This is a genomic window from Syntrophorhabdaceae bacterium (assembly GCA_028713955.1).
In the GTDB taxonomy this organism is placed as follows: Bacteria; Desulfobacterota; Syntrophorhabdia; order Syntrophorhabdales; family Syntrophorhabdaceae; genus UBA5609.
The window spans coordinates 1-11,227 of the sequence record JAQTNJ010000096.1 but is presented as its reverse complement, the minus strand read 5'-3'; the positions used below and the strand labels follow the sequence as shown (position 1 = coordinate 11,227).

12 protein-coding genes are annotated in these 11,227 nt (G+C 48.1%); 1 reads left to right on the top strand and 11 read right to left on the bottom strand.

What is annotated here, in order from left to right; genetic code table 11:
• Positions 1-960, bottom strand: a 960-nt coding sequence (locus tag PHU49_09425; GenBank protein MDD5244224.1) for an AAA family ATPase, incomplete at its 3' end; no start/stop codon positions are given.
• A complete protein-coding gene (locus PHU49_09420) occupies positions 957-1,574 on the bottom strand; it encodes a thermonuclease family protein (GenBank protein MDD5244223.1) in 618 nt (205 codons plus the stop codon). The genes PHU49_09420 and PHU49_09425, both read right to left, overlap by 4 nt.
• A gap of 82 nt (positions 1,575-1,656) precedes the next feature.
• Between PHU49_09420 and PHU49_09415 the strand changes: the two genes are divergently transcribed.
• Complete coding sequence (locus PHU49_09415; GenBank protein MDD5244222.1) at positions 1,657-2,190, top strand: acyloxyacyl hydrolase; 534 nt, start codon at positions 1,657-1,659, stop codon at positions 2,188-2,190.
• A 66-nt stretch (positions 2,191-2,256) separates the two neighbouring features.
• On the opposite strand, the gene PHU49_09410 is transcribed toward PHU49_09415, so the two are convergent.
• The 9 genes from PHU49_09410 to PHU49_09370 form a co-directional block, all read right to left on the bottom strand.
• On the bottom strand, positions 2,257-2,754 hold the full coding sequence (locus tag PHU49_09410; GenBank protein ID MDD5244221.1) for a zinc ribbon domain-containing protein: 498 nt from the start codon (positions 2,752-2,754) through the stop codon (positions 2,257-2,259).
• A 10-nt stretch (positions 2,755-2,764) separates the two neighbouring features.
• Entirely contained in the window at positions 2,765-3,949 is a 1,185-nt protein-coding gene (locus tag PHU49_09405) for a thiolase family protein (protein ID MDD5244220.1), read from the bottom strand.
• A gap of 122 nt (positions 3,950-4,071) precedes the next feature.
• Positions 4,072-4,854, bottom strand: a complete 783-nt coding sequence (locus PHU49_09400) for an enoyl-CoA hydratase-related protein (protein MDD5244219.1) — start codon at positions 4,852-4,854, stop codon at positions 4,072-4,074.
• 21 nt (positions 4,855-4,875) lie between these two features.
• Entirely contained in the window at positions 4,876-5,736 is an 861-nt protein-coding gene (locus tag PHU49_09395) for a 3-hydroxyacyl-CoA dehydrogenase NAD-binding domain-containing protein (GenBank protein MDD5244218.1), read from the bottom strand.
• Between the two features lie 165 nt (positions 5,737-5,901).
• Positions 5,902-7,482: a class I adenylate-forming enzyme family protein gene (locus PHU49_09390; protein MDD5244217.1), complete on the bottom strand. Its 1,581-nt coding sequence runs from the start codon at positions 7,480-7,482 to the stop codon at positions 5,902-5,904.
• 46 nt (positions 7,483-7,528) lie between these two features.
• On the bottom strand, positions 7,529-8,431 hold the full coding sequence (locus PHU49_09385) for an MBL fold metallo-hydrolase (GenBank protein ID MDD5244216.1): 903 nt from the start codon (positions 8,429-8,431) through the stop codon (positions 7,529-7,531).
• Positions 8,432-8,544: 113 nt separating this feature from the next.
• Positions 8,545-9,846 carry a TRAP transporter large permease gene (locus tag PHU49_09380; GenBank protein MDD5244215.1) on the bottom strand — a complete coding sequence of 434 codons (1,302 nt, stop codon included), beginning with the start codon at positions 9,844-9,846 and terminating at the stop codon, positions 8,545-8,547.
• Positions 9,839-10,321 carry a TRAP transporter small permease gene (locus PHU49_09375; protein ID MDD5244214.1) on the bottom strand — a complete coding sequence of 161 codons (483 nt, stop codon included), beginning with the start codon at positions 10,319-10,321 and terminating at the stop codon, positions 9,839-9,841. The genes PHU49_09380 and PHU49_09375 overlap by 8 nt, the downstream gene beginning before the upstream one ends.
• 79 nt (positions 10,322-10,400) lie before the next feature.
• Positions 10,401-11,227, bottom strand: an 827-nt coding sequence (locus PHU49_09370) for a TRAP transporter substrate-binding protein (protein MDD5244213.1), incomplete at its 5' end; no start/stop codon positions are given.

The following is an 11,227-nucleotide window of genomic DNA, read 5'->3' as shown; positions in this document are numbered from 1 at the left end:
AGATTCTCTGTCGTTGTCTTTTTTCTCGGTATCGAGATAGGGAAGGGTGTCACCTCTTCCGGTCATGGCGTTGATCGCTTTCGATACCTCTTTGAAGGTTATCTTACGGGTGCGGTCTGTATACCCGGCGAGCAGGGCAAGGTCAGCAAGCGCGATAATTGTCCTTGGCAGACCTTTCGAGTATTTGTGGATGATCTCCAGCGCATCATCAGTAAAGATCTCTCGTGCCACGTCGAGGCCGGACTTGTTCAGCCGGTACCGTATAAGCTCCCGGGTTTCCTCGAACCGTAATGGTGTAAAATAATATCTGACAGGCAGCCTCTGCCAGAATTCCGGCATATTCTTTATGGTTTCCCACAGGGCCTTTTGTCCTGAAAGGATAAAGGTATGGAGGTACTCGTTGTTGTGAGTAAGATTGATGAGCATCCTCAATTCCTGCAGGGTCTCTTCTTCCCCGCACAACATCTGCCCTTCATCAATAACGATAATGCTCTTGCCACCCTGTTCTTTGATCTCCGTCAGGGCATCTCTTAAAACCAAAAGGTTTTTCAGTTTATCTCCATCCTGTTGCAGGTCAGAAACGATATGCATCCGGTTGTCCAGGAAATCAATTGTGAGGTTGCTCGGGTTTTTTTCGTTTGATTTAAAGTTCTTGATAGATCCGGTTATATAGGCAATTATCTGAGAAGGGGTCAGGGTTGGATGATCGATATAGGCAAACTTGAAGGAATCACCGTACTGTTCCCTCATATCATCGATGAGACGGAAGATCGTCGTAGTCTTACCGAGCCCGGCCTCCTCGGATACGATAAGAACGCCGCCCTTGTTTGTGTTGATGGCGTATTTCAGTCTTTCGAGACATTCAAAGTACTGGCCCGTCACACACATCATCTTGCCGTCAGGCGCAAGGATGAACGGATGTTGTTCCAATCCCCAGTATTTTATGTATTCTTCTATCATGGTTTACAGTATTTATCAGGAGTATACCCGATTTTTAATGCGTCTGCACGATTTCTGAAGATTATTTTATCTTTTGCCGGGATCTTGCTCACATACTTACAGGATGGTCTGTGGAGGGTATAGGTGCGTTTGTTTCCGACATAATAGGATTCCGTATCCTTTTTCTTTTCCTGCCAGAGACCTTTTTCCCCCTCTACGGCCTTTTTTTCAAGGTTTGTAAGTATCCTCTGGTATTTTACGTTTGGCGCCTTGACCGACGCCCTTGCGTAGCCGAGCTTTACAAGTTCTGCGTTGACGAACAGGTTCTTGATAAAGACATAGGCGAGTAATCGCCCCTGCGGGTCTTTTTTGTCGTGGTCGAATTCAAGACGGACCTTTTTCATGAAGACAAGCCTTTTGTTGTACTTCAATGCTTCTTTTGCGTAAAACTCCGCACCACCTTCTTTTGTCTTCAATCTCGGGGCCTCGATGCCCAGATATCTCACAGTTTCACCTGTGTCCAGTTGTATGGTATCACCGTCGATGACCTTTCTGACCACGTAGTCTTTGCTAAAGGCGGGGGCTGGAAGGAGAAAAGAGAGTGCAAAAACGATAAAAATAATAATATTTTTCATGCTTAAAAGATTTTACAATATTTTATGAATATGTTAAAGGGGTATTATCAAGTTAATTCTCTATAATGCACCGGGGGTGTATATGAGAAAAGGGGTTTTCACTATAGTCGTAGTGGCTATATGCGTGGTTTGCCCTTTGTATTGTGCCGGAGATGATAATGCCATTACAGCAGGCTATGGGTTCGGGATATTCAATCTGGACCCGAAGTTCGGCAAACTGCGCGGAGACGGCAGGTATTACTATTTTTATCAGATCACGTATGCCCGGGAAAAGGCACTGGTCAAAAACCTTTATCTTCTCATGGAGCCCTTCGCTGCATACGTCAATGATCCCCAGAGCGGACTTGATGCCGGTATGACGATGTCCCTCAAGTACTATTTCGGCAAAGACAACAAGAACAGTTTTTTTGCCACTTTGGGGACAGGGGCTGCGTATACGACCATCGCGTTTGAGGAACAGGGAACACACCTGTTGCTCATCCTGCAAGGAGGTATTGGTTACCGTTGGAATAATTATTTTATAGAGAACAGGTTCCGCCATTACTCAAATGGCAATACAGAAAGACCAAACAGGTCGATCAATGCAAATATTGTAAATATAGGAGTGCATTTTTAGGGGCAGGATTAAAAAAGTGGAGCGGGGTTGCCGCTCCACTTAATTGTTTTCTATCCTTTGTTCGTTTTACTTCTTTACCGGTTCAAAGGCAAAAAAGACCCTCTCCGACATGATGGTTCCCAGTTTGCCCTTGTCTATGGGCAGTGCAGGGACCGGAAATACCGCAAGCTGGACCTCATCGCCCCGTTGCAATGTACCTGCCGCGCAATTGGTAATTCTGCTCAACACCCTTCTTGCGGGATCAACGCCGAGATCAATCACCGCATGGATAAGCGGAGACTGAAATCCGAGTGGAACGCCTTTCACTTCTTCCGAAAAGACGATGACCTTGCCCTTTTTCGGCAGATCTATGTATTCAAGGTTTTCGGAGTAGCATTCCGGGCATATTACCCTGGGGGGATATGAAACAAGACCGCAGTCTTTACATTTTGTCGTCGTCAATCTCCCCTGTTTCAGGTTTTCATAAAACATCCAGTTCCTGTTAAACTCTTTTGCCTCAAGAGGCCACATATCCATCGTTGATGGATAAAGATCTTCAAGTATTGGGATTCCCAGAACAGCCATGTTTTCCTCCTTATTTTACTGGTTCTTTTCCATAGATTAAGATGGTATGCTCAGCGTTGGCCCCGCTCAGGTTGTGGGTAAGTCCGATGTCGGCATCTTTCACCTGGTGACGAGCCCTGCCCTGGAGCTGTTTCATGATCTCGGTGCCCTGCCTGATACCTGTTGCGCCGAATGGGTGCCCGCACGCTAATAACCCACCATCGGTATTGATGGGGACCTTCCCGCCGATCTCTATCTGTTTGGAACCGCAGAACTCCCCGCCTTCACCCTTCTTACAGAAACCGAGATCTTCGACCTCGATAACCTCTGAAATCGAGAAACAGTCATGTGTCTGGGCAACCTTAATGTCACTGGCCGAAACCTTTGCCCTTGTATATGCCTTTTCTGCCGCTATCCTTGTGTGTTTCCAGTCTGCAAGATGGACACCCGGGAAATTGGCCGAAACACTGTTCAGACATACCTGGGCAGTGCCCCTGATATACACGAGAGGTCTGTCGGTAAACTTCCTGGCAATCTCATCTGTTGTGATGATGCATACTGCCGCGCCGTCTGTGATCGGGCAGCAATCATAGAGCGTAAGAGGAGGCACAACGACAGGAGCATTCATCGCCTCTTCCAGCGTCAGGGCCTTTTGCATCTGGGCAACAGGGTTTGTTGTCGCATAGTTGTAGTTTGCCACTGAGACAGCGGCCAACTGTTCTTTTGTTGTGCCATAGTGCATCATGTGCTCCTGCGCCGTCAGTGCAAAGAATGGAGGCGGAAGCCCCATACCGTGGACGCCATCCCAGTCATGATCAACAGAAGCGAGCTCGCTGTAGAAGACCTCCCATTTCTGAGGTGTGTAAAGCTTTTCACCGCCAGCGACCATCACGATATCAGCCGCGCCTGCCTGTACCAGACCCATCGCCAGGATTATTCCCGTGGAACCACCTGCGCACAGGGTATCACACCGCGTGCAGATTGAAGTGGGTTTTACACCAACTCTTTCAGCAATAACCGGCGCAGTGTTTACCTGGAAAGAGCACCTTCCGGCATATGATGAAGCAACGATCAGCCCATCTACGTCTTTGGGTTTTAAAGTCGGGATATCATCGAAGCACGCCTTGGCTGCTTCCTGGAAGAGATCCACCAGGTGGGCTTCCCGAACGCCCCATTTACATTGGCCGCCTGCCAATATTACTGCATTTCTTGCCATACAATCCTCCTTGAAGTTAAATTCAGCTATCAGCTATCAGTTATCAGACATCAGCTTTATCGTATCGTTGATCTTTTGTACGAAGGCTGATCACTCGTCACTGAGTGCCAAACACCTTTTTCCTACTTACCCTTATAGTTGGGTTTTCTCTTCTCAACAAAGGCGTTTATTCCTTCCCTCCCGTCTTCAGAGGTGAACGCTATAGAAAAGGAATCCATCTCCATCGTAAGACCGGACGCAAGGTCCATGTTGAGCCCGTTGTCGATACACCTCTTTATGAGGGCGAAGGCCGCCTTTGGTTTGGATGCCAGCTTCTTTGCCATTGCCCTTGCTTCTTCCATCAGCTTGTCTTTCGGTACGACCTTGTTCACAAGGCCGATCCGGTATGCCTCCGCGGCATTGATAGTATCGCCCGTATAGATCATCTCTTTTGCCTTTGCCACCCCTATAAGCCTCGGCAGGCGCTGTGTCGCGCCTGATCCAGGCATGATGCCGAGGCCGATCTCAGGCAGGCCGATGACGGTGTCCTCAGAGGCGATCCGAAGGTCACAGCAGAGGGCAACCTCACACCCGCCGCCGAGCGCAAGCCCGAAAACTGCTGCGATCGTGGGTTTCCCGATACCTGTCAGTTTATCAAAGGCCTTCCGTGGGGCTGTCCAGAGGAAATCGAGCGTTTCCACGGCAGTTTTTCCCATGACATCCTTGATATCGAGACCTGCCGCAAAGGCCTTATCGCCATTCCCCGTGATGATGATCGCGCCGATCGCGTCATCATTCTCAAATTCGCAGACAGCATCGTAAAGCTCGTGATAGAGTTGTACGCTCAACGGGTTCACAGGGGGTCTGTTCAGTTTGATGATCCCTATGGGTGCTTCCTTTTCAACGATCAAAGTCTCATAGGCCATACAAGCCTCCTTGTGCCTCCGTTATTTTGAATAATCGTACCAGCCTTTGCCTGATTTTCTTCCCAGGATACCTGCTTTTACAAGGTTCCTAAGCGCAAACGGCGGATCCCATTTCAACTCTTTCGGCAGATTGTCATAGAAGTATTGCGCTACATGGACGTTAATATCGAGACCTGTGAGGTCCATCAGCTCGAAAGGACCCATGGGATAGTTCAACCCGAGTTTCGCTGCCTTGTCGATGTCTTCTATGGAAGCGACGCCCTGTTCATAGAGCTTTATTGCCTCGAGGAGATGGGGGACCATCAATCTGTTTACGAGAAATCCGGGGATGTCCACGCGCACTTCAACGGGTTCTTTGCCAAGTTTTCTGGTAAGGTCGATCGTTGTGGCAACGGCCTCATCGTTTGTCTTCATGCCCCTGATAACCTCAACGAGTTTCATCAATGGAACAGGATTGAAGAAGTGCATGCCAACAACCTTGTCGGGCCTTTTTGTGGCTGTCGCGATCTCCGTAAGAGACATGGAAGAGGTGTTCGATGCAAGAATCACGTCTTTTCTTGTGACCTCGTCAAGTTCTGCAAAGACCTTTTTCTTTATGTCCATTACCTCAAGGACGACCTCAACGACGAAATCGACATCTTTCATGTCTTCCATTTTTGTGGTGCCCTTGATCCTTCCCATGATGGCGCTCTTGTCTTCCGCCTTCATCTTGCCTTTTTCAACGGATTTTGAGAGGAATTTGTCGATATTTTTTAAACCGCCCTCAACGAACCTGTCTTCAATATCCCGCATCACGACATCGTAGCCGGCCTGTGCGGCTACCTGTGCAATCCCGTTGCCCATAGTACCGGCGCCCAAAACCCCGATCTTCTTTATATCCATACTTCCCTCCTGATTTATTGAAAATTAAAAAATTCACATGCCGTAAATTTAACTTATTTATTGTGTATATAGCAACAGTTTTTTTGGGAACTTTTACCTTAAAATAGACAAAAAGTACTAGACTGGACGGCGACCTTAAAGAAATCAGGATTCCTATCCAATACGTTACTTCCCTATCCCCTCTTTTGCAGGTTTTACATACAACTCTCTTAATTTTGGTTTCTCTATCTTTCCTGCCGGGTTCCGTGGAATATCCGCATAGACTATCTTCTCAGGCCATTTATATTTTGCGAGCCCCTTCTCTTTGCAGAACTCGATAACCTCTTCCTCCTTCATCGCCTCTCCCTGCTTCAACTGGACGATCGCCATGGTGATCTCCACTAACCTCGGATGCGGATACCCGATGACTGCAACATCCTGGATCTTCGGATTCTTGCGCAGGACATCCTCTATCTCGGCCGGAAATATGTTTTCTCCGCCTCTGATGATGAGATCCTTCGACCTGTCAGCAAAGAAGAGATATCCGTCTTCATCGGTATATGCCAGATCGCCTGTATGCAGCCATCCTTCCGTTATTGTCCTGGCGGTCATTTCCGGATTGTATGCGTACTCTTTCATGAGGCGCGGGCCCTTGAGAAGCAGTTCCCCAACCTTGCCCGGCGGCAACGTCTGTCCCTTGTCATCAACGACCTTTACCTCCATGAAGGGTCCGGGGCGTCCGATCGCGCCTGTCTTTCTCAGGATATCTTCATCATAGAGGGCGACCGTGCATCCGCCCCCGCCTTCGGTGATCCCGTAAGTGTTGAACATCTTTAATCCATGGAATATCCTCTTGCTGTCCTCTAAAAGTATGGTCGGAACGGGTTGTGCACCCATCGCGATATATTCCAGGTTGGAGAAATCGTATGTGCTGATGTCCATTGCCCCGGATTTGATCATATTGATGATGTCCGACCATATCGGCACGCTTATCCATCCCCCTGTGGCCTTTTCCTCTGCGATCGATCGGATCAATCCCTGTGGTGACAGGTCCTGAGCTATAAGCACCTTTCCTGCCGCCATATAGCAGGGGAAGGAATAGAAGAGGGAGCCGCTGTGGTAGAAAGGATGCGGAGCAATATACACGCTTTCATATCCCTCTCCGAAGGTCAGGCCGTTGCCCAGCCCTATATAGAAGAGGGTCTTGTGGGTGTGGCAGACAGGTTTCGGAGCTCCCGTTGTGCCTGACGTGAACATGAGCTCTGCCATCTCATCATCTGCCGTTTCAATCATTACCTCTGACCGGTTACCTTTATCAATAATCTCCTTATATGATGTCATGTTTGATGGGATGTTGTTCCCCACGCATACATATTTGTTAACATAGCTGAGCTCTTTGATAATAGGTTCAACCCTTGGCGCAAAGGTATCGTCCATTATAAAGACCTTCGATCTCACGACGTCGGCGGCGTATTTTATATCGCCCGTTGCAAAGCGGTAGTTAAGGGGTGTTATGGTGGCGCCGGTCTTCAATATTGCCATATATGTCACATACCACTCGATGCTGTTCATCATAAGGTGGAGGACAATATCTCCTTTTTGTATCCCGCACTCTTTAATCATATAGTTTGCAAGCTTGTTCGCCTGGCCGTTCAGTTCTCCCCAGGTAATGGTCCTCCGTATCCCTTTTGAAGGATTGCTTTCGATCAGGAATTCTCTCATGGGGAATTTACTTGCATTAAGACCGCAAAACATTGAAAAGTTCATTATACCCTCCTCATTTTTGATATAGGGTTATCGATCACCTTTATAACTAAATCTGTTGTCTGTCATAGAACCTTTCAGCAAGATGCGTTATGCGGGATCTCAGGTTGAGCAGATACGCCTTTTCCGTTTGTTTGGGCCCCGGATTCAGGTCGTATTGCTCGGCCTTGACCTTTCTCGCCACCTCTTCGACAGATCCTTTCTCGGAACGTAACAATTCAATGACATGTGTTTTGAAATATTCAGCCTCTCTCAGCGACCGTGCCAAAAAATTCTTAACCTCTTCTTTTCCCACAAAAACAAAGTGATGGCCCTGGCAGAAAACCTCTGCCGGGAATTCCATTAAACGTTTCATAGAAGCGACATACATATCGTAATCAACGAGGAATTCAGGGACAATGTTGCCTGTCCTGTCCTGGCAGCCCCACGCCTCGGTAGCGATAAGAATCTTCCTTTCCGGAATGTAGTAAGAAAGATGATCACGGGTATGCCCCGGTGTTGCGATCACACGGACAGTCAGGTCGTCATCGACCTCTATCGTCTGCCCATCTTCAAGCACCATATCGATATTGAAGGGCCTGAAGGGATCATCCAGCATCTCTGTCGTGCTGATCCCATAATATTCATTGATAAAGGGCATCACGTCCTTGCTGAGGGTTTTTATAAGATTTTGCGCATTTGGCCGTTTGATTATTGATGCCGCCCTTTCTGAGGCCGCAACCTTGATACCCGGGAAAGACTCTCTGATATAGCTCGTTCCGCCGCAATGGTCCCAATGGACATGCGTTAAAAAGAGTATCACCGGTTGCTTCTCTTTTACAACGGACTTGATCGCCTCTACGTAATGTCTTCCCATACACGCAAAGCCTGCCTCGAAAAGCACAGGTTTTCCGCCGTCAAGGAGATAGACCGGCGACCACGGTAGTCCGGCTACATATAGTTTGTCTGCCACAAGTCCTGTTTTATCAAAGATCATGTTTATGCCGAGAAAATAACATCGAGTATTTTTTATAACAATAAAAAAGCGGTGTTGAATATTTTATAGTTTACCTCTATAGTTTCCTCTCATTTCATTAACAGATTAGGAAGAAAAGTAGCCATGCCGGGGAAGAAGAATAACAGAATGGTAACCGTAATCAGACTCGCAAGGAATGGGACAACTCCTTTGTAGATCACCCCTAACGGGGTTTTCGTGATATTCTTTACTACAAAGACATTGGAAGCGACCGGGGGAATGACACAACCGATCATTACCGTAAGACCGACAAGCATGGCAAACCAGAGAGGATCAAAACCAAGCTTTAAGGCTACCGGGTAGAGGATTGGGGTAGCAAGGATCATAAACGCGAGATCGTCTATAAAAGAACCTCCCAGCTGATAGATCAAACTGATAATGATCATAATGACGTAACGGTTTAAAGGTAACCCGGCAACCCAATCGGCCGCAAAGATAGGGATCTTCGTTACTGCCAGAAAATGGCCGAGGATCGTAGAGCCTGCAATGAGTGTGAGGACCATGCATGCCGTACGGAGAGATTCCAGGAGAGATTTAATGTATCTTTTAACATCGATATCCTTTTTTATAACTGATAAGATGATTACAGCCATGGTGCCAATGCTTCCTGCCTCGGTGGGCGTGAAAAAGCCATTCATCAGACCTATTACGAGAACGATAAAAATAGCTACAACCAATAGTACCTCGGGCAGGGATTTAAACCTCGCACCCCAGCTTGATCTTTCTCCTTTCGGCCCGATCGACGGGTTGATCTTGCACCACGCATAAATAACCACGATAAAAAAGAAGGCCGCGAGCAATCCCGGTATTATCCCCGCCATAAACAATTTAGCTATCGATTGTTCCGTGATGATCCCGAAGATGATCAACGTGACACTCGGCGGAAGGAGTATGCCGAGCGTTCCAACGCTTGCGACAACCCCCGTTGAAAGCTCTTTGGCATAGCCATACCGGTCCATCTCGGGGACCGCAACGCTCGAGAACGTAGCGGCCGTGGCAGGGGAAGAGCCGCATATAGCCTTGAATGATGTAGCGCCTGCAACGGTTGCCATCGCCAACCCTCCGGGGATATGGCCGATGAACTTGTAGGCTGAATCATAGAGCCTGCGCGCTATGCCGGCATTATAGGCAATCTGACCCATGAGGACAAATAGGGGGATGACCGTAAAGCCATAGGTGGTAAAGACATCAAAGAGGTCGACGGCGACGAGGTTGAACGCGGGGCCGATACCCTTCAGCATCCAGAACCCTATGAAGCCGATGATCGCCATCGCGAATCCCAGCTCAATACCGGTAAGGAACAGCATCAGTAATACAAAGAGGGCTACAATGCCTATTATCACCTCATTCATATTTCCCTCCTGCTATCTTCACGATATCAGCGATCATGACGAAACATTCGAGGACGCAGGCTACGGCTATTCCAAAAACGACCGGATAAAAGGGAAGTTGAAGGGTAGGGGAGACCTCATGCGTTGAATAGAGATACCACCCGTGTTTGAACAGGTTCACACTGGCTATTGTAAAAAATGTGATCACCATCAACCGGGTAAATATGTTGACCACGTTGCGTCTTCCTTCGGGAAATCTTTGAATGAGAAAGTCCACATATACATGGGCCCTCATAAAAGATGTCATCGGAATAGCAAACCCAATGATGATCCCCCCGGTAAAGGCCACCAGCTCATAGGTGCCTACGATGGGATTCTTGAAGAGCCGTAAGATCACATCGAGCGTAGTGAGCAACATGATAAACGTAAGGCCAATGGCTGCAATCGCATTCATAAAGCTGCTGATGCCTTTTATGCCCTTGAGATATCCTTCCATCGAGTTCCCTCCTGATTGACGCAAGGAGGAGGGGGAAGGATTGTGCGTGAAACATCTTCCCCCTCTCTTGCTTTGCTCTTTACTTCTCGAGTTTCTTCAGCTCCGCCAGGCAGAAATCCAATGCCTCTTGTCCCGGGAGACCCTGTTTTTTCATGTTCTCCACGTATTCATTAAGCAGAGGCTTGACCAGCGCAGCCCACCTTGCATTCTCCTCAGGTGAAAGCGAGATAACCTTTTTGCCAATCTTCAGCATCCAGTCTTTTGCCTGCTTATCGTAAGTATCCCACGCAACCCCGTTTTTATCCGCCCACTCCTTGTTCACCTCTCTGAAGATCTTCTGAATATCAGGGGGCAGAGAATTCCATTTCTGCTTATTCATCACAACAAAGAAACCGGTGGAATACCCGGCGCCGAAATCCTGGGTTGAGGCATTGACAACTTCACCCCATCTCCAGCCCTGTGTGGCTTCCTGTGGGCCCATTGAGCCATCCACAACGCCTCTGCTGATGGCATCATAGGTCTCTCCCATAGGCATGGCAACAGGCACTGCTCCAAGTTTGCCGGCTACTTTCGCAGCTAAGCCGGTACAACGGATCTTCTGCCCTTTTAAATCTTCAAGTTTATATACAGGTTTCTTGGAATGAACGATGCCGGGGCTGTGGGCCATGAAGTACATCACCTCTGTTTCGTTGTATTCTTTTGGCTTGAATTTCTCATAGAACAGGTTGATCAACTTTGTGGCAGCCACACCTGTCTTGTAGCCAAGAGGCAGGTCGATTACCTCTGACAGGGGGAATTTTCCCCTCGTGTAGGCCATACAGGACATGCCCATATCGGCGATCCCGGTTACTATGCCGCTGTAGGTCTTATCAGCAGCGACAAGCGTGCCACCGGAAAATACGGTGA